The organism is Chelativorans sp. AA-79 (assembly GCF_029457495.1).
GTDB lineage: Bacteria > Pseudomonadota > Alphaproteobacteria > Rhizobiales > Rhizobiaceae > Chelativorans.
In genome coordinates this window covers 2,680,647-2,696,730 of the sequence record NZ_CP120361.1, presented here as the reverse complement: position 1 = coordinate 2,696,730, position 16,084 = coordinate 2,680,647, and the positions used below count along the sequence as shown (strand labels likewise).

Below are 16,084 nucleotides of genomic sequence, written 5' to 3'. Positions count from 1 at the left end.
ATGTCGATGAAGAAGAACGGTGTGGACCAGCAGCTCATCCGCGATCTGGCGAACATCCTTGACGAGACCCGCCTGACGGAGATCGAGGTGGAAGACGGCGGAATGCGCGTCCGCGTGGCACGCCAGCCTGCCGCGGTTCAGGCTGCCGTTCCCGCCATGGCGTCAGCGCCCACCGCGGCAGCGCAATCCGCCGCCCCGGCTCCCAAGGAGGAAACGTCCTCCCAGGCCGATCTTGCCAGGAATGCCGTTCCTTCCCCCATGGTCGGCACCGCCTACCGCGCCCCGTCTCCTGACGCGGCCCCCTTTGTCGATGTGGGCCAGACGGTTGAAAAGGGCCAGACGCTGCTGATCATTGAAGCGATGAAGACGATGAACCAGATCCCCTCGCCCCGCGCCGGCACCGTGAAGGCCGTCCTGGTCGAGGACGGCCAGCCGGTGGAATATGGCGAGCCCCTGGTCGTGGTCGAATAGGCCGGGATTGAGAGCATAATGTTCCAGAAGATCCTCATCGCCAATCGCGGCGAGATCGCGCTTCGGGTGCTGCGCGCCTGCAAGGAGCTGGGCATCCAGACCGTGGCGGTACATTCCACGGCGGATGCGGACGCCATGCATGTGCGCCTTGCCGACGAAAGCGTGTGCATCGGCCCGCCCGCTTCTCGCGACAGTTACCTCAACATCCACCAGATCCTCGCCGCCTGCGAGATCACCGGTGCGGACGCGGTTCACCCCGGATACGGCTTCCTTTCGGAGAACGCGAAATTCGCCGATATCCTCGCCGCCCACAACGTGACCTTCATCGGCCCCTCGGCCGAGCACATCCGCATCATGGGCGACAAGATCGAGGCCAAGCGCACCGCGAAGCGCCTGGGCATTCCTGTGGTCCCCGGTTCCGAGGGCGCCGTGCGCGACGACCGCGAGGCGAAGCGTATCGCGGCCGGGATCGGCTATCCCGTCCTCGTCAAGGCTTCGGCCGGCGGTGGCGGACGCGGCATGAAGGTGGCACGCACCGAAGCCGACCTCTCCCATGCGCTCTCCACGGCACGCACCGAGGCGGGCGCGGCCTTTGGCGACGACGCCGTCTATATCGAGAAATATCTGGAGAAGCCCCGCCACATCGAAGTGCAGGTGATGGGCGACGGCGCCGGGAACGCCGTCCATCTGGGCGAGCGTGATTGTTCGCTGCAGCGCCGCCACCAGAAGGTCTGGGAGGAGGCGAACTCACCAGCTCTCAATGTCGAGCAGCGCACGCGCATCGGCGAGACCGTCGCCAAGGCAATGAGCGATCTCGGCTACTCCGGCGCCGGCACGGTGGAGTTCCTCTACGAGAACGGCGAGTTCTATTTCATCGAGATGAACACCCGGCTGCAGGTGGAGCATCCGGTGACGGAGGCCATCACCGGTATCGATCTGGTGCACGAGCAGATCCGCGTGGCATCCGGCGGCGGGCTCTCCGTTCGCCAGGACGACGTGCGTTTCCACGGCCACGCGATCGAGTGCCGCATCAATGCCGAGGATCCGCGAACCTTCGTTCCCTCACCCGGCACGGTCACTCACTTCCACACGCCGGGCGGGCTCGGCATCCGCGTCGATTCGGCCGTCTATTCGGGCTACAGGATCCCGCCATATTACGACAGCCTGATCGGCAAGCTCATCGTGCATGGCCGCAACCGCGTCGAATGCATGATGCGCCTGCGCCGTGCCCTTGACGAATTCGTCGTCGATGGCATCAATTCCACATTGCCGCTCTTCCGCGACCTCGTGGGGAATGTCGATGTGGCGAATGGCGATTACGACATCCATTGGCTGGAGAACTACCTCGCGCAGGACGAGTAGTTCGCGGGCGCTGCGATGACGCGTCCTCTCGCCCCCGGGTTCCATATCCCCCCGGATCTGCTTCTGCGCGCCTATGCCACCGGCGTCTTTCCCATGGCCGAGCATTCGGACGACCCGGAGGTCTTCTGGGTGCGGCCGGAAACCCGCGGCGTCATCCCGCTCGACGGGTTCCATGTGCCGCGGAGCCTGCGGAAACTGGCACGCCAGCAGCCCTTCGATATCCGCTATGATACGGATTTCGCCGGCGTGATCACCGCCTGCGCCGAACCGTCGCCGGAGCGCCCGGACACCTGGATCAACGAGCCCATCCGCGAAGCCTACACCGAGCTCTTCAAGCGAGGCCACTGCCACACAGTGGAAGCGTGGCGCGAGGGCAAGCTGCAGGGCGGGCTCTACGGGGTTTCGCTCGGCCGCGCCTTCTTCGGGGAGAGCATGTTCTCGCGCGCGCCGAACGCCTCCAAGATCTGCTTGGTGCATCTCGTCGAGCGGCTGAGGGAGCGCGGATTCCTACTCCTCGACACCCAATTCACCACGGAACACCTGAAGCGCTTCGGCGCAGTCGACGTGCCGCGCAGGCGCTACGAGCAGCTTCTGGCCGAAGCGCTGGAAGGAAGCGCCAAATTCTGAACCCGACGCGGATGCGCAGGATCAGTTCGTCTCCGGTGGAGGAACGTCCGAATCCTTCTTGCAGCTTTTCAGCCACACGTCATAGACGGCGTGCTCGATGGCGTTGATACCGGGGCTTTCGGCGAACATCCAGCCGGTGAAGATGCGCCGGATCTTCCGGTCGAGCGTGATCTCGTTCACCTCCACGAAGGCGTCCGTCTTCGGCTCCTCCGTTTCCGGCGAACTGTAGCAGACGCGCGGCGTCACCTGCAGTGCGCCGAACTGCACCGTCTCATCCATATAGACGTCGAAATTGGTGATGCGGCCGGTGATCTTGTCGACCCCGCTGAACTCCGCCACGGGATTCTTGATGCGCTCCGCCTGGGCCGGAAAGGCAAGCAGGACGGCGAATGCCGCCACAACAGTCCGCGTTGCGTTCCCGGAGATACGTCTCGCTCCCGTCATATGCGTCCCGTCCTCAGCCCGGATTCGTATTCACCGTCATCCGGGTTATTGCGCAATTGTGGCGAGAAATGCTCAGTTCCCGGGAGTCCAGGCATCGTAATCGCCTGTCACGCGTGGCCGCTGCTCATTGGTGAGCACGGAACCGCGCGGACGATAGGCGGCCGGCGTGCCCGTCAGGTTTGGTAGATGCGGCTTCTGCCACTCGAACGGTTTGTAGTCCTCCGCAGTGGGCGGCGTGTCGACCTTGTGGTGCAGCCATCCGTGCCAGCCCGGCGGAACGGCGGATGCCTCCGAATAGCCGTTGTAGATCACCCAGCGCCGCGTGCGGCCTTCCGAATCCGTCCCGCCCTGATAATAGACATTGCCGAACTCGTCCTCGCCCACGCGCTCGCCCCTGCGCCAGGTGTGGAAGCGCGTGTTGAGGGTCTGGCCGTTCCACCAGGTGAAGAACTGGATCAGGAATTGTTTCATCGCATTCCTCGTGCGGCAATCATTGGCCGTTTGTCTGCTTATGGCGGCGCGGAGGCCCGAACGCAAGGGCCCGCGCGCTTTCGCCGCTCTCGGGCGTCATCGACCGGTCCGCAAAGGTCCGGGGATCCGGCGCTCGTAGACGGCCGCTTCTATGCCGGTGCCCTGTCCGCCACAATCCTGGGTGCATCCAGCCCTGGCAAAGCCGTTGGCGATGTAGAAGGCGGCGGCCTTCGCGTTCGCCTCCTCGACCTCGAGCCTGATCCTTTCGGCATCGGGAAAACACCTTTCCACCTCCTCGAGCAGCAGGCCGCCAATGCCCCTGCCCTGATGGACGGCTTCACGTAAAGCAGGCGCAGAATGATGATCCGGCCCTCGTCGTCCGCGCTCGCAAAAGCCATGCCCACGATCTCCTTGCCGTCATCGGCAATCACGAATTCCGAATCGGTCCGGTCGAGGTGCGCCTTCAGCGAAGCCAGCGAGTGCCAGTTGTCGGCGATCTCCGTCACACGCTCCGCACCGTAGATGGAATCGTAGGTCACGTGCCACGTCTCCACCAGCAGCGCGCGGACGGCCGCAAGGTCGCGCTCCGAGACCGTCCGCTGGAACATCGCTATTCCTCCAGCCCCAGCTTTTCTTTCACCAGCGCGTTGACGGCCTGCGGATTGGCCTTACCGCCGGTGGCTTTCATCACCTGGCCGACGAACCAGCCGGCGAGCGTCGGCTTGGCCTTCGCCTGCTCCACCTTGTCCGGATTGGCCGCGATCACCTCGTCCACCGCCTGCTCGATGGCGCCGGTGTCGGTCACCTGTTTCAGGCCGCGCTCCTCCACGATCCTTACCGGGTCGCCGCCCTCGTTCCAGACGATCTCGAACAGGTCCTTGGCGATCTTGCCGGAGATCGTGCCGTCCTTGATCAGGTCGATGATCGCGCCGAGCTGATCGGGTGAAACCGGCGTGTTCTCAATATCTTCTCCGGTTCTGTTCAAGGCGCCGAGCAGGTCGTTGATCACCCAGTTCGCCGCCGCCTTGCCGTCCCGGCCGGCTGCAACCTTCTCGAAATACGCGGCAGTTGCCCTCTCCGCGACGAGTACGGAGGCGTCGTATTCCGACAGGCCGAAACTCGACATGAAGCGCGCCTTCTTTTCGTCCGGCAGCTCCGGCAGTTCGGCAGCAAGCGCGTCCACATAGGCCTGGTCGAAGACCAGCGGCACGAGGTCGGGGTCGGGGAAGTAGCGATAGTCGTGCGCTTCCTCCTTGGAACGCATCGAGCGCGTCTCGCCCTTGCCGGGGTCGAAGAGCCGCGTCTCCTGGTCGATCGCGCCGCCGTCCTCCAGGATCGCGATCTGCCGCCGCGCCTCCGATTCGATTGCCTGGCCGACGAAGCGGATGGAGTTCACGTTCTTGATCTCGCAACGTATGCCGAAGGGCTCGCCCGGCCGGCGCACCGACACGTTCACGTCCGCGCGCATGGAGCCTTCGTCCATATTGCCGTCGCAGGTCCCGAGATAGCGCAGGATGCTGCGCAGCTTGGTGAGGAAGGCCTTGGCCTCGTCCGCCGAGCGCATGTCCGGTTTCGACACGATCTCCATCAGCGCCACGCCGGAGCGGTTCAGGTCCACATAGGACATTGTGGGATGCTGGTCGTGCAGCGACTTGCCCGCGTCCTGCTCCAGATGCAGGCGCTCGATGCCAACCTCGATCTCCTCGAAGCTGCCGTCCTTGGCGGGGCCGACGGAGACGATGACGACGCCCTCGCCCACGATCGGTTGCTTGTACTGCGAGATCTGGTAGCCCTGCGGCAGGTCCGGATAGAAATAGTTCTTCCTGTCGAAGACAGAGCGGTGGTTGATCTGCGCCTTCAGCCCCAGCCCCGTGCGGATCGCCTGCTTCACGCATTCCTCGTTGATGACGGGCAGCATGCCGGGCATGGCTGCGTCCACGAGGCTGACATTGGCGTTGGGCTCGGCACCGAATTCGGTCGAGGCGCCGGAGAAGAGCTTCGCGCGCGAGGTCACCTGGGCATGGATCTCCATGCCGATGATGATCTCCCAGTCGCCGGTGGCGCCAGGAATGAGCCGCTTGGGATCGGGCGTGCGCGTGTCGATGATTGTCATGGGCCGTGTGTTGAGGTTGCAAAGCGATTTGGCTGCAAGTTGCAAGTTGCAAGTTGCACTTTTCAGCCTTCGCTAGAACAATCGTGTGGGCGTGGCAAGCCAAACAGCTTCCAAATCTCGGTACTCTGCGCTATGAGCGCTGCCCGCGAATGGAGTTTTGATGTCTACCCGGCTGGAGACCTGCTGAAGCCCTGAGCCCCTTGTCGGGCCAGGGCTGAACCTGAACCCCGCGCTGCCCTCGGGCGGCGCGGCGACGTGGTTTGGCGCGTATGCGCCACAGGTTTTCCAGGATCACAAATGGACATTTCGCGCGCAGAACAGCGCATACTCCACATATTGGCGCAAGGCGGCCGCATTCATATCGAGAAGGACGAAAAGGGCCGCATCGTCGAACTTTCCTGCATCACCCGCGACGGCTGGCAATTTCCCGGCCTCGACCTTGCCCTCTTCCGAAAGGTGAAACGAAAGCGGGCCATCGCCTCGGTGAATGGCGGGCCTTACCGCATCACGCGGCGCGGGTTGGAGCTCGTCCGCTCTCAGCACGACAACCGGTGATGCCGGCACCCTCCCCTCCGGACCGCGGGCTTGTCGGACGGTCGAAGGAGCGGGAGGGTGAAAAGTGCTCAGGCAGAAGCGATATAGGTGCGGATCTGTTCCGCTTCGCGCTCCACTTCCTCGATGCGGCGCTTCACCACGTCGCCGATGGAGATGATGCCGACGAGCCTGCCGCTCTCCTCCACCGGAAGATGGCGGAAGCGGCCCTGCGTCATGATCTGCATCACCTCGTTCACCGTGTGGCTCTCGCGGCAGGTCTTCACCTTTTCCGTCATCACAGCGGAGACGGACTTGTCCAGGGCCGCCGGCCCGTCCTGGGCGATCGCGCGCACGATATCCCGCTCCGAGAGGATTCCGCCGATCCGCTCCCCCCTGTCCATCACGATCACGGCGCCGATGCGCCGTTCGGCGAGAAGCTCCGCCGCCTCCCCCAGCGTCTTCGACGCCGCGATGGTCACCACGTCGCGGCCCTTGACATCAAGGATAGATTTGACCGTCATGCGCTCTCCTCTCGCTCAACAGCCCCCGGAACCTCCCTTTCCCACCAGGATGTTGCGCTTCCTGGAGCTGCTTTGCAAGCGAGAGGATCAAGCGCTCTTCCGGCCCGGCGGGTGCCTGTCGAACAGCGGAACGAGCAGCAGGCCGAAGAGGAACCCGCCGATATGGGCGATCCAGGCGATCTCCGGCTCGCCTCCGGTGCCGGAGGTAATCCCGACGGCGATATTGGTCACGAACCACGCACCGATGAAGACCAGCGCCATGCGCGAGCGGAAGACCATGGGGAGCGGCAGGATCGTCCCTGCGAAGCCCGGCTTTTCCGCGCGGCGGTCGACACGGAAGTCGAACCGCGCCGCCGCCCCCCACATGCCCGAAATCGCGCCGGATGCGCCGACCAGCGGGGCGGCATCCTGCGGATAGAAGAACAGATGCAGGAAGGCGGCTGCGAGCGTCGCCGCCGCCCAGAACAAGAGGAAACGGGCCGTGCCGATCCTGTTCGCCAACGGAGAGCCGAACGCGGCGAGCGCGACCATGTTGACGCCGAGATGCGCGAAGCTGCCGTGCAGGAAGGAATAGGTGATCGGGCTCACCACCGCATAGATGTCGAGCGGATAGTTGCCCGTGTAGCGGATGGGCAGGAAGGCGAAGTGAAGAAGCAGCCGGTAGTCCGCTCCGGGACTCAATAGATATGTGCGCAGCAAATGGATGCCGGTGCACAGGACGATGATGGCGATCACCACGCCGGCGAGATTGAAGACCGGCTCGCGGCGCGGCTCTTCCTCGTCCGATTTTTGCTCTTCTTCGGAAACGCTTCCGGTCATCTCGGATCATTCGCTGTTTCCGGCGTGCCTATCAGAGATAGCGGAAAAACAGAAGCCGCCCAGCGTTTCCGCTGGACGGCCCCTCGGTCGAGTCCCCTGTCCCCGCGACAAGCTGTGCAAGGGCCGTGCCAGCGGGCGTTTCAACGCCGTGCCGGAACCCCGCATTGCCATTGTGGGACAGCTCGAACATACGGAATAACAATGGTTTAAGGGTTCCTTAACCCTAACGATCCGCTTCCGTGCAAAACCCGGAGTAAGGCTGGCACGCAACCTGCTTGTCCTGCATTGAGGTGCATGGGACGCCGCTTCTGTTCACCTCTGGGACAGGATGAATTTCAAAACGGGACGGCAGGCATATGTTTCAGGATGGATCGATAGAGTTGTTCCAATATTGGAATCATCTGCGCCGCGGCCGGCCTGCCCCCCACCGCACCGAGATCGCGCCCGGCCAGATCAAGACATTGCTTCCCGACACCTTCATCCTGGAGCGGGACGAGCTCGGGAGTGTGCTTTTCCGGCTTGCCGGCACCCGCATGTGCTCGACCTATGGCCGGGAGCTCAAGGGCCATTCCTTCACCGCGCTTTGGAGCGAAAAGGACCGGCAGGCGATAGCGCGGCTCGTGCGTCGCGCCCTCGCCGACAAGTCTGTCCTGTTCATCACCTTCGAGGGCTTGGGACGAGATGACCGCAGGAACGCTTTCGAGCTTTTGATCCTTCCGGTCGAAGGCGGAGACGACCATCCGCGCGCACTCGGCACGGTGCAGCCGATCCAGAAGCCGTTCTGGCTCGGCGCGGAACCGATCCTGGAAAACGCCCTTGAAAGCTTCCGGGTGATCGATCCGGACCGCGAACCGCTCCTTCTCTCCAGCCGGAAGGCGTTGACCGTTCCCTCCCTCCTGCCGGACAGCGAGGCTCTGACGGAAACACTCGCCGGCGTGAATGGCCGGCGCATCCGCCATCTCGTCGTCTTCGACGGCGGCCGTCGCAGATAGACGCCGTCGTTCAGGCGCCGGGCCGTCAGGGGGCTGGACTCAAGCAGCGGGCAAGTTCCTGACCTGGTATCCCTGCTTCGTCTGGGGAAAGATGCTTCGATAGAAGGTGTGAACGCCGGGATCGGCACGGCCGCTCATCAACATCACCTTGTAGCAACCGAGGCTCCACGCCTTTTCGATCGCGAAGTTGAGGGTGGCCCGGCCGAGGCCACGCCGACGGTGCGAGTTCAGAGTGACGACATTCTCGAGCAGCGCGTAGGATCGCCCTCCCCTCATGATATTCGGGATCACGACCAGCGTGCAGGTCGAGACGGGCCTAGATTCCCCCTCCACTGCGACGCACACATATGTCCCCTCGCGCGAAAGGAGCGACGACCAGATATCCCTCAGTTGAGGCCGGTCGAACAACGTGTCGTCGTCCGGGCTGAGGTGGCGGTAAAGCTCGAGAATGCCGTCGAAATCCCCCGCGGCCGCGAGCCGCAACTCGACATCTTCCATCAATCGGTCCCTCTCTCGCATAGATATGTTTCGAAGCGCCGGACCTCTGCCGGCGAGCGTAGAACATGGACGTCGAGCGCCCCCGCGCTGTCCTCGGCGAGTCGGAGTGCCCGCGGCCGCGTCGTGCGGTCCCACTCCCAGCTGTAACGCAGGAATTCGAGTTCCAGCCGCTCGTTGCAGCCATGCGGCAGGTCCGGGCGTGTCGTGCCGCGATAACGAAGCCACCGACGCAGAAGCCGGGTCATCCGCAGCCTGCGTGGCATGTCGAGGAACACAAGCGTGTCGGTGCGTGCCACTCTCATCGCGTATGAGCGGGAATGGTTGCCTTCGAGCACCCACGCATCTCCGGCGATGATTTCCTCGATCAACGGAAGCTTTTCGTCTTCCGGCCGAGGCACCCATCCCGATTTCCAATGGATATGGTCGAAGTGGAACACCGGAAGGCGAAGCGCATCTCCGATCCGGCGCGCCAATGTCGATTTGCCGGAGCCCGGTCCGCCGATGACGAGGACGCGTTTCATCGCGGCGCCGACGGTACCGGCCGTCGAGGTGGTCTGCGGTCCGGCGTGTGTTGTGCCCATCTCGATCCCCTCATGACGGCGAGAACGCCTAGCACAGGAAATCACCTTCAGGGATATGCTGGACGGATTCCCGGGACGGCGAGGCAGTCCCCTACCTTCCGGTTCCGCGAACAGGCCGGCTTACGTGATCTTAACCCTTCCCTCCCCAGTATTCCTCCGTTTTTTGTCGGGCCGTTACGGCCATCGAACGAGCAGTGACATGGCCGTGGCGGCGAACCCGATGCCCATGCGCGCCGAGAGGCGAAGCTTTCAGCGCGTCAAGATCAGTCTCTATGGCCGTTACATGCTGCAGGACCGCTCAGAGCATTCCTGCCGTGTCATCGACATGTCACCAGGCAACGTGGCACTGAAGGCTGAGCGGATCGGCCGGAAGGGCGAACGCGTGGTCGTCTATCTCCACCATATCGGCCGGATCGAGGGGCGCATCGCGCGTGTCTTCGACGAAGGCTTCGCCATGACGATCAACGCCTCCGAAAGGAAGCGCGACAAGCTCGCCTCGCAACTCACCTGGCTCGCGAACCGTCATGAGCTCGACCTTCCGGAGGACCGGCGGCACGAGCGCATCACCCCGGGAAACCCGATGAGCACGATCCGCTTGCCCGACGGGCACGAGCATCCCTGCCGCATCGTCGACCTCTCGGCATCGGGTGCGGCGATCGAGACCGCTCCCAAGCCGGCGATCGGCACCCCGGTGTTTCTCGGAAATCTCCGCGGCGAGGTCGTGCGCCACTTCGAACACGGCTTCGCTCTGGAATTTGCGGTGCTTCAGGAACCGGCCGCGTTGCTCGCCGAATTCGAGTAGTCTTCCGCTCGACCACACTTCCAAGATGCAACCAAGAGCACTCCGGCACTCTCCCGGAGGACGCAGGCAAGGCGTCGGCCCTTGCGCGGCCGCACCCCGCGCCGGAAATTCAGACCTCGTTATGCTTAATACATTGCAACATTGACGTTAACTTCTTTATACATATGTATTTCAAACTGGTTTAAAATTTAGTCTTATTTCTACTTCAAGCCTTTGCGCGGTATCAATCCGGACCTGCCATAGTCTCCTCATAACGGGGAGACGAAAAATGCGGTTCAACAAAGGGATGTCGCTTCTTGCGGCGCTCGCGATCCTCTTCGCGTCACCGACGACAAAGGCTTTTGCGGCCGGCGATTTCATGCCCACGGAGGGTCTCACGTCACAGCCGGTCGGCCATTTCGAGCTGTGCCAGCGCGAGCCGTCCGAATGCCGGCAAACGAGCGCAAATCCGGCACCGGTGGAATTGACGCGCCAGCTGTGGGCGCTGCTCGTGGACGTGAACAACACCGTCAACACCTCCGTGATGCCGAGCACCGATCGGGAGATCTGGGGCATCGAGGAATTCTGGTCCTATCCCGATATCTACGGCGATTGCGAAGACTATGTGCTGGAGAAGCGCCGCCTCCTGATCAATGCGGGCGTTCCCGCCTCCGATCTGCTCATCACCGTGGTGCGCCAGCCCAACGGCGACGGCCATGCGGTGCTCACGGTCACCACCGACATAGGTGACTTCATCCTGGACAACATGGAAGCGTCGATCCTGCCGTGGTCCGAAACATCCTACCAATTCCTGAAGCGCCAGTCGGCGCACGACGCCTCCCGCTGGGTGTCCATATCGGACGGCCGCGCAACGGCCGTGGGCAGCGTTTCCTCCAGCCGCTGACTGTTCCCGGGAAACCCGGTCGAGTCCCCACCTCCCCGTCCCCATCGACCGGGTTAGGAGCCGGCCCCTTCCCCTGGGGTCGGCTCCGCTTTTTTGCACGAGAGCAGCCGAGTCCCGCCCGGCAGCCGGTGATTCTGGAAGTATCGGAAATGACCGTAGGAGCGGCCTAGCCGAGACCCGCCGGCTCGAGCCCGCGCCGAAATCGCCTGGCATTCTCGACATAGCTCGCCGCCGAAACGCGCAGTCTCTCTACCGCTTCGTCATCGAGATCGCGCACCACCTTGGCCGGCGTGCCGACGATAAGCGACCGGTCGGGAAAGCTCTTACCCTCGGTGACGAGCGCCCCGGCGCCGACAAGGCAGTCATTGCCGATCCGCGCGCCGTTCAGCACCGTCGCCCCCATGCCGATCAGCGTGTTGTCGCCGATCGTGCAGCCATGCAGCATGGCGCGATGGCCAATCGTGCAGCCGCGCCCCACCGTGAGCGGGAAGCCCATATCGGTATGCATTACCGTGTGCTCCTGCACATTGCTGCCGTCGCCAATGGTGATGGGCTCGTTGTCGCCGCGCAGCACCGCCCCGAACCAGATCCCCACATCGCGCCCGATCACCAGCTTTCCCACCAGAATCGCGTCGGGTGCGACCCAGCCCGTCTGCAGATCGGCGAATTGGGGGATATGCCCGTCGAGTGCGTAAATCGGCATGAAGCTCTCCTTTTCTCGGCGGAAGCATAAAGCGCGCCAGCCACGCACCGCAAGCACACGGTCTTCGCCGTCATGCCGTCACCGCGCTCTGTGCAATAGCGCCTGCGCGTGCTTCAAAGGAGTGGCAGTCGATGGAGATGGGCGACTCTGGCAGTCCGCCGGAGCTAGTCGAGATCGACGTCCAGGATGGCCATGGAGAAGTTGTAGTCCCCTTCGTCCTCATCCTTGAAGATGATGCCGAGGAATTCGTCGCCGACATAGAGCTCGCACGAATCTTCCTTGCGCGGACGCGCCTTCACCTGCAAGGAGGGGTTCTGGAAGACCCGCTTGAAATAGGCATCGAGCTTCCTGATCTCTTCCGGCTTCAACAAACTTCTCCGTCTTTGGGCTGCTGCCCCGCTTCTGGCACGGGCGCGGCGCGGCTGTAAACCCCTCGGGCGAGGTCAGAGCGGGAAAGCGTCTACTCCGCCTGCAGAAGCTGGTCCATTGCCCGCGAGGGCTCGTTGCAGCCCGCCTCGCCTATGATGCGGGCCGGAACGCCCGCCACCGTCTTGTTGGGCGGCACCGGCTTCACCACCACCGAGCCCGCCGCCACCTTCGTGCAATGGCCGACCTCGATATTGCCGAGGATCTTGGCGCCCGCGCCGATCAGCACGCCATGGCGGATCTTGGGATGGCGGTCGCCCGTCTCCTTGCCCGTGCCGCCGAGCGTCACCCCCTGGAGGATCGACACGTTATCCTCGATCACTGCCGTCTCGCCCACCACAAGGCCGGTGGCGTGGTCGAGGAAGATGCCGCGCCCGATCCGCGCAGCCGGGTTGATGTCCGTCTGGAACACGGAGGAGGAGCGGCTCTGCAGGTAGAGCGCGAAGTCCCTGCGGCCCCGGTTCCACAGCCAGTGGGCCAACCGATGCGTCTGGATTGCGTGGAACCCCTTGAAATAGAGCACCGGCATCAGGAACCGGTCGCAGGCGGGGTCCCGGTCGTAATAGGCCTGGATGTCGACGCGCAGGATGGAGCTCCACTCCGGCTGATCCTCCCACATGGCCCGGAAGGACTGGCGGATGATGTCGGCGCCGATATCCGCGTGGTCGAGCCGCTGCGAGATGCGGTGGCTCACCGCCTCTTCCAGCGTTGCATGATTGAGGACCGTGGAATAGAGGAAGCCGGCAAGCAGCTGGTCGTTGTCGACGGCCGCCTGAGCTTCGGCCCTGATTTCGGACCAGATGGGATCGATCTGTTGCGGCGCATTCGGGCGAACCGCTTGTCTGGCCGTCATGGTCGTCTCCATTTCCACAGCGTCAGCCTATATCTAGGGCAGAATGGCCTTCGGTTAAATTGCAAATTCCTGAAACGCCGGTTCAAACAGATTTGAACAGCGCGAAGCCTGCACCTGCCCGAAGAGCCTTCTCAACTCCCCTCCCCGGCAAAGAACAACTTTTCCCAGCGCTTCTGCGCCTTGTAGCCCTCACGCACGAAGGGAGTGAACGGCGCCAGGTTGAGAAGCATCCAGTTGACGGCGCTTGCCGGGAAGCGGGTAGGCTTCACGAAATCGACGAAGAGCACGACACGCGTTTCGCCGGAATGATTCCACGCCTCGTGCTCGTAGGCGTCGTCGAAGATCAGGACCTTGCCCTCCTCCCAATGGCAGACCCGGTCGGCCACCCGGATCGCCACCTTGTCCCGCTCGGCCGGAACCTTGAGGCCCAGATGAAGCCGCAAGACGCCGTTATACGGCCCGCGATGCGGCTGCAAATGCTTGCCCGGCTCGAAAATGGAGAACATCGCCGCCTTCAGTCCCGGGATCTTCTGCAGGATACGCCACGTCTCCGGGCAGGCCCTGATCGCGTCCTCGGAGCTCGAACCGTAGCCGCAGAAGACGAAGGATTTCCAGTCGCGGTCGGTCGAGATGGAACGCACCTCGGAGACGATCTCATGGAAGCCCGGCAATTCTTCTTTCCGGATGAGCACCCGGTCGAGTTCGGCGCGAATCAGCTCCCATTCGCGCTCGATCTCGGCTACCCACGGGAAAGTGGCGTTGTCGTGCACGGGCGGATTGCCGACGGCGGCATATCTCAGGTTCAGCCGCTCGGCCCAATCGACGATCGCCTGGCCGACCCGGTAGCCCGGGCCCGGGCGCATCATCAGATCGTCCACGCCCTGGGTGCGCTTCTGCTGCGCGATGCCCTTTCCGGCCGTCCCTTGTCCCATGAACTCCTCCAACGCTTCGGCACGGATGCCGTAAGGGCTTCGCCGCGATGCTCCGACAACAAGCCGAGTTGTCAAGGGAGAGTTCCGGCTCCTTGAAGATTCCGCGGCGGGGAAGGATTGAACTGGCTATAGCGGGTGTGCCGCCAGGAACTCCAGCACCCGCGCCTTGAAGGTCTTGTCTCCGACCGAAAGCATGTGGTCGCGGCGGTCGATCGAGAACGCCTCGCCCTGCGGCAGGAGCGCGGCCATCGGCTCCGGCGCGCCGGCGATGTCGTCCTTGGTCCCCACGGCGACCAGCGCCGGCTGGCGGATCCGCGCGACCTCGCCGCGCGTCAGGAGCGTGCGCGAAGTGGAGATGCAGGCGGCAAGTGCCTGCCGGTCGCTCTTCGTCTGGTCGGCGAAGCTGCGGAACATGCGGCCGCGCGGATGGGTGATGCCCTCCGGGTCCTCCGTCAGAAGAGCCTCGGCGATCACGTCCCACTCGCCCACACCTTCCACCATGCCGATCCCGAGGCCGCCGAAGACCAGCGTCGCCACGCGATCGGGATGTCTCAGCGCCAGGAAGGCCGCGACCCGCGCTCCCATGGAATAACCCATCACATGGGCGCGGGGGATGCCGAGATGGTCGAGCAGCGCGGCAGCGTCATCGGCCATCTTTTCCGGCGTGTAGTCCTGCGCGTCATGGCTCTTGGTGGAGCGGCCATGGCCGCGATTGTCGAGCGCGATCACCCGATAGCCGGCATCCCTCAGGGTTTTCACCCATCCGGGCGCGACCCAGTTGACATGATGCGTTGAGGCGAACCCATGGATCAGGAGAACCGGATCGCCCTCGCCTTCGTCGACGAAGGCAAGCTCGAAACCGTCATGGCTGAAGAACTGCATGCGCCCGTAGAACCGCCCTGCCCGTTTCACCCATTGTCGGCAACCGCGTCGATGAGCGGGTGGCGAAGACGATCACCGACTTCAATACCCGCCTTTTGCGCCGTTCCGGCCTTCAGTTCAAGCACGAACTGGGTCTCGACCGGAGGAGCGATACTATCGGTGGAGAACGGTTCGCCATGCTCGATCGCTCTCACCCTTCCGTCCTCGCCGATGAAAAGCAGGTCGAGCGGCATCGGCGTGTTCTGCATCCAGAAACCGCGTTGCCCGCTCCCCTGGAAAACGAAGAGCATGCCCCTGTCGTCCGCCATCGTCTCGCGGAACATCAGGCCGCGCTGGCGTTCGTAGCTGTCGTCCGCCACCTCGATGGAGAAGCTCTTCTCGCCCGTGGCCGTTTCGGCCACCAGGCGGTCGGGATGCACCTGCAGCAGCATGGGCTGCTCGGCGCGCGCAGGCGCGCAGAGCAGGAGCAGGAGCAGAAACACCGGCAGGAGACGCATGGACACTTCCTCGGCTGCCCGTTTCTGGAACGGGAACTCAGTGGGAGATGGGCAGTGTGCCAATATCAGGATGGATTTCGGCGGCCATAAGGCCTTTCTCCCCGCGCCCGAACCGCACCAGAACGACCTGGCCCGGCCTGAGTTCGGTCACTCCGTAGCGGCGAAGCGTCTCCATATGAACGAAGATGTCTTCCGTCCCCTCACCGCGCGTAAGAAAGCCGAAGCCCTTGGTGCGGTTGAACCATTTTACCAGCGCCCGCTCGAGCCCGCTTTCGGGGACCACCGCGAGGCGTGTGCGTTGCATCTGGTCCTCGGCGGGATGCACCGCCGTGGAGATGTCCATCGAGAGCACCTTGAACGCCTGCAATCCCTTTTCGCCCTGCCTGGCGAGGCAGACGACGCGGGCACCGCTCAGCGCGGTCTGGTGCCCGTCGCGCCGAAGGCAGGATACATGCAGGAGAACATCGCCCAGCTCGGGTGTCTCGGGCAGGATGAAGCCAAATCCCTTGGCGACATCGAACCATTTGATCGCACCGGCGATCTCGATCGCGTCGGACGTCTCTTCAGTGTTGCCCGCCCCCCGGGCTTCGTTCTCTGCAAGCCCTCGATTCGTCGAGGATTTATCCTCCATTTCGTCTTGCCTTCCCAAGTCCGGTGGTTTGATTCTCTCACC

21 protein-coding genes and 1 pseudogene are annotated in these 16,084 nt (G+C 63.5%); 7 read left to right on the top strand and 15 right to left on the bottom strand.

Annotation, left to right across the window (positions count from 1 at the left end; translation table 11 throughout):
* The 3 genes from accB to aat are packed head-to-tail and all read left to right on the top strand — an operon-like array spanning nt 1 to nt 2,460.
* Nucleotides 1-471, top strand: coding sequence for an acetyl-CoA carboxylase biotin carboxyl carrier protein (gene accB / locus PVE73_RS13080; RefSeq protein WP_277362673.1), 471 nt, complete (start codon nt 1-3; stop codon nt 469-471).
* 18 nt (nt 472-489) lie between these two features.
* A complete protein-coding gene (accC, locus tag PVE73_RS13075) occupies nt 490-1,833 on the top strand; it encodes an acetyl-CoA carboxylase biotin carboxylase subunit (RefSeq protein ID WP_277362672.1) in 1,344 nt (447 codons plus the stop codon).
* A gap of 15 nt (nt 1,834-1,848) precedes the next feature.
* Complete coding sequence (gene aat / locus PVE73_RS13070) at nt 1,849-2,460, top strand: leucyl/phenylalanyl-tRNA--protein transferase (RefSeq protein ID WP_277362671.1); 612 nt, start codon at nt 1,849-1,851, stop codon at nt 2,458-2,460.
* A gap of 21 nt (nt 2,461-2,481) precedes the next feature.
* Here the strand turns inward: aat and PVE73_RS13065 are convergent, their stop codons facing one another.
* From PVE73_RS13065 to gatB, 4 genes and pseudogenes are all read right to left on the bottom strand, one after another.
* A complete protein-coding gene (locus PVE73_RS13065; RefSeq protein ID WP_277362670.1) occupies nt 2,482-2,904 on the bottom strand; it encodes a DUF2155 domain-containing protein in 423 nt (140 codons plus the stop codon).
* Nucleotides 2,905-2,976: 72 nt separating this feature from the next.
* On the bottom strand, nt 2,977-3,375 hold the full coding sequence (locus tag PVE73_RS13060) for an NADH:ubiquinone oxidoreductase subunit NDUFA12 (protein WP_277362669.1): 399 nt from the start codon (nt 3,373-3,375) through the stop codon (nt 2,977-2,979).
* Nucleotides 3,376-3,471: 96 nt separating this feature from the next.
* Nucleotides 3,472-3,983: pseudogene (locus PVE73_RS13055) on the bottom strand (GNAT family N-acetyltransferase).
* Between the two features lie 2 nt (nt 3,984-3,985).
* Entirely contained in the window at nt 3,986-5,488 is a 1,503-nt protein-coding gene (gene gatB / locus PVE73_RS13050) for an Asp-tRNA(Asn)/Glu-tRNA(Gln) amidotransferase subunit GatB (protein WP_277362668.1), read from the bottom strand.
* A gap of 297 nt (nt 5,489-5,785) precedes the next feature.
* On the opposite strand from gatB, the gene PVE73_RS13045 reads away from it, so the two are divergent.
* The gene (locus PVE73_RS13045) at nt 5,786-6,043 is read left to right on the top strand and encodes a YjhX family toxin (protein ID WP_277362667.1); all 258 of its coding nucleotides are present in this window, start codon (nt 5,786-5,788) and stop codon (nt 6,041-6,043) included.
* Between the two features lie 68 nt (nt 6,044-6,111).
* On the opposite strand, the gene PVE73_RS13040 is transcribed toward PVE73_RS13045, so the two are convergent.
* Together PVE73_RS13040 and PVE73_RS13035 are read right to left on the bottom strand one after the other, a co-directional pair.
* On the bottom strand, nt 6,112-6,543 hold the full coding sequence (locus PVE73_RS13040) for a CBS domain-containing protein (protein WP_277362666.1): 432 nt from the start codon (nt 6,541-6,543) through the stop codon (nt 6,112-6,114).
* 87 nt (nt 6,544-6,630) lie between these two features.
* Nucleotides 6,631-7,362 carry a rhomboid family intramembrane serine protease gene (locus PVE73_RS13035; RefSeq protein WP_277362665.1) on the bottom strand — a complete coding sequence of 244 codons (732 nt, stop codon included), beginning with the start codon at nt 7,360-7,362 and terminating at the stop codon, nt 6,631-6,633.
* Between the two features lie 356 nt (nt 7,363-7,718).
* Here PVE73_RS13035 and PVE73_RS13030 point away from each other — a divergent pair, with 356 nt between their 5' ends.
* Complete coding sequence (locus tag PVE73_RS13030; RefSeq protein ID WP_277362664.1) at nt 7,719-8,354, top strand: PAS domain-containing protein; 636 nt, start codon at nt 7,719-7,721, stop codon at nt 8,352-8,354.
* A 39-nt stretch (nt 8,355-8,393) separates the two neighbouring features.
* Here PVE73_RS13030 and PVE73_RS13025 read toward each other — a convergent pair whose 3' ends face one another.
* The gene (locus tag PVE73_RS13025; RefSeq protein ID WP_277362663.1) at nt 8,394-8,852 is read right to left on the bottom strand and encodes a GNAT family N-acetyltransferase; all 459 of its coding nucleotides are present in this window, start codon (nt 8,850-8,852) and stop codon (nt 8,394-8,396) included.
* Nucleotides 8,852-9,433, bottom strand: a complete 582-nt coding sequence (locus tag PVE73_RS13020) for a DNA topology modulation protein FlaR (protein WP_277362662.1) — start codon at nt 9,431-9,433, stop codon at nt 8,852-8,854. The genes PVE73_RS13025 and PVE73_RS13020 overlap by 1 nt, the downstream gene beginning before the upstream one ends.
* 199 nt (nt 9,434-9,632) lie before the next feature.
* Between PVE73_RS13020 and PVE73_RS13015 the strand changes: the two genes are divergently transcribed.
* Together PVE73_RS13015 and PVE73_RS13010 are read left to right on the top strand one after the other, a co-directional pair.
* The gene (locus PVE73_RS13015) at nt 9,633-10,235 is read left to right on the top strand and encodes a PilZ domain-containing protein (RefSeq protein ID WP_277362661.1); all 603 of its coding nucleotides are present in this window, start codon (nt 9,633-9,635) and stop codon (nt 10,233-10,235) included.
* Between the two features lie 268 nt (nt 10,236-10,503).
* The gene (locus PVE73_RS13010) at nt 10,504-11,118 is read left to right on the top strand and encodes a transglutaminase-like cysteine peptidase (RefSeq protein WP_277362660.1); all 615 of its coding nucleotides are present in this window, start codon (nt 10,504-10,506) and stop codon (nt 11,116-11,118) included.
* A gap of 166 nt (nt 11,119-11,284) precedes the next feature.
* On the opposite strand, the gene PVE73_RS13005 is transcribed toward PVE73_RS13010, so the two are convergent.
* From PVE73_RS13005 to PVE73_RS12975, 7 genes are all read right to left on the bottom strand, one after another.
* Nucleotides 11,285-11,821 (bottom strand): gamma carbonic anhydrase family protein, encoded by a 537-nt coding sequence (locus PVE73_RS13005; protein WP_277362659.1) that lies wholly within the window; start codon nt 11,819-11,821, stop codon nt 11,285-11,287.
* A gap of 164 nt (nt 11,822-11,985) precedes the next feature.
* Nucleotides 11,986-12,189 carry a DUF3126 family protein gene (locus PVE73_RS13000; protein WP_277362658.1) on the bottom strand — a complete coding sequence of 68 codons (204 nt, stop codon included), beginning with the start codon at nt 12,187-12,189 and terminating at the stop codon, nt 11,986-11,988.
* A 92-nt stretch (nt 12,190-12,281) separates the two neighbouring features.
* Nucleotides 12,282-13,100, bottom strand: coding sequence for a serine O-acetyltransferase (gene cysE, locus PVE73_RS12995; RefSeq protein ID WP_277362657.1), 819 nt, complete (start codon nt 13,098-13,100; stop codon nt 12,282-12,284).
* Nucleotides 13,101-13,231: 131 nt separating this feature from the next.
* The gene (locus PVE73_RS12990; protein WP_277367447.1) at nt 13,232-13,966 is read right to left on the bottom strand and encodes an aspartyl/asparaginyl beta-hydroxylase domain-containing protein; all 735 of its coding nucleotides are present in this window, start codon (nt 13,964-13,966) and stop codon (nt 13,232-13,234) included.
* A gap of 192 nt (nt 13,967-14,158) precedes the next feature.
* Entirely contained in the window at nt 14,159-14,914 is a 756-nt protein-coding gene (locus PVE73_RS12985; RefSeq protein WP_277367446.1) for an alpha/beta hydrolase, read from the bottom strand.
* 26 nt (nt 14,915-14,940) lie between these two features.
* The gene (locus tag PVE73_RS12980) at nt 14,941-15,411 is read right to left on the bottom strand and encodes a DUF192 domain-containing protein (RefSeq protein ID WP_277362656.1); all 471 of its coding nucleotides are present in this window, start codon (nt 15,409-15,411) and stop codon (nt 14,941-14,943) included.
* A 37-nt stretch (nt 15,412-15,448) separates the two neighbouring features.
* The gene (locus tag PVE73_RS12975; protein WP_277362655.1) at nt 15,449-16,042 is read right to left on the bottom strand and encodes a cold-shock protein; all 594 of its coding nucleotides are present in this window, start codon (nt 16,040-16,042) and stop codon (nt 15,449-15,451) included.
* Nucleotides 16,043-16,084: the final 42 nt, after the last annotated feature.

Excerpts from the sequence above, each read along its gene's own strand:
- accB (WP_277362673.1), top strand. The coding sequence starts at position 1 with ATGTCGATGAAGAAGAACGGTGTGGACCAGCAGCTCATCCGCGATCTG.
- accC (WP_277362672.1), top strand. The coding sequence starts at position 490 with ATGTTCCAGAAGATCCTCATCGCCAATCGCGGCGAGATCGCGCTTCGG.
- aat (WP_277362671.1), top strand. The coding sequence starts at position 1,849 with ATGACGCGTCCTCTCGCCCCCGGGTTCCATATCCCCCCGGATCTGCTT.
- PVE73_RS13065 (WP_277362670.1), bottom strand. The coding sequence starts at position 2,904 with ATGACGGGAGCGAGACGTATCTCCGGGAACGCAACGCGGACTGTTGTG.
- PVE73_RS13060 (WP_277362669.1), bottom strand. The coding sequence starts at position 3,375 with ATGAAACAATTCCTGATCCAGTTCTTCACCTGGTGGAACGGCCAGACC.
- gatB (WP_277362668.1), bottom strand. The coding sequence starts at position 5,488 with ATGACAATCATCGACACGCGCACGCCCGATCCCAAGCGGCTCATTCCT.
- PVE73_RS13045 (WP_277362667.1), top strand. The coding sequence starts at position 5,786 with ATGGACATTTCGCGCGCAGAACAGCGCATACTCCACATATTGGCGCAA.
- PVE73_RS13040 (WP_277362666.1), bottom strand. The coding sequence starts at position 6,543 with ATGACGGTCAAATCTATCCTTGATGTCAAGGGCCGCGACGTGGTGACC.
- PVE73_RS13035 (WP_277362665.1), bottom strand. The coding sequence starts at position 7,362 with ATGACCGGAAGCGTTTCCGAAGAAGAGCAAAAATCGGACGAGGAAGAG.
- PVE73_RS13030 (WP_277362664.1), top strand. The coding sequence starts at position 7,719 with ATGTTTCAGGATGGATCGATAGAGTTGTTCCAATATTGGAATCATCTG.
- PVE73_RS13025 (WP_277362663.1), bottom strand. The coding sequence starts at position 8,852 with ATGGAAGATGTCGAGTTGCGGCTCGCGGCCGCGGGGGATTTCGACGGC.
- PVE73_RS13020 (WP_277362662.1), bottom strand. The coding sequence starts at position 9,433 with ATGGGCACAACACACGCCGGACCGCAGACCACCTCGACGGCCGGTACC.
- PVE73_RS13015 (WP_277362661.1), top strand. The coding sequence starts at position 9,633 with ATGGCCGTGGCGGCGAACCCGATGCCCATGCGCGCCGAGAGGCGAAGC.
- PVE73_RS13010 (WP_277362660.1), top strand. The coding sequence starts at position 10,504 with ATGCGGTTCAACAAAGGGATGTCGCTTCTTGCGGCGCTCGCGATCCTC.
- PVE73_RS13005 (WP_277362659.1), bottom strand. The coding sequence starts at position 11,821 with ATGCCGATTTACGCACTCGACGGGCATATCCCCCAATTCGCCGATCTG.
- cysE (WP_277362657.1), bottom strand. The coding sequence starts at position 13,100 with ATGACGGCCAGACAAGCGGTTCGCCCGAATGCGCCGCAACAGATCGAT.
- PVE73_RS12990 (WP_277367447.1), bottom strand. The coding sequence starts at position 13,966 with ATGATGCGCCCGGGCCCGGGCTACCGGGTCGGCCAGGCGATCGTCGAT.
- PVE73_RS12985 (WP_277367446.1), bottom strand. The coding sequence starts at position 14,914 with ATGCAGTTCTTCAGCCATGACGGTTTCGAGCTTGCCTTCGTCGACGAA.
- PVE73_RS12980 (WP_277362656.1), bottom strand. The coding sequence starts at position 15,411 with ATGCGTCTCCTGCCGGTGTTTCTGCTCCTGCTCCTGCTCTGCGCGCCT.
- PVE73_RS12975 (WP_277362655.1), bottom strand. The coding sequence starts at position 16,042 with ATGGAGGATAAATCCTCGACGAATCGAGGGCTTGCAGAGAACGAAGCC.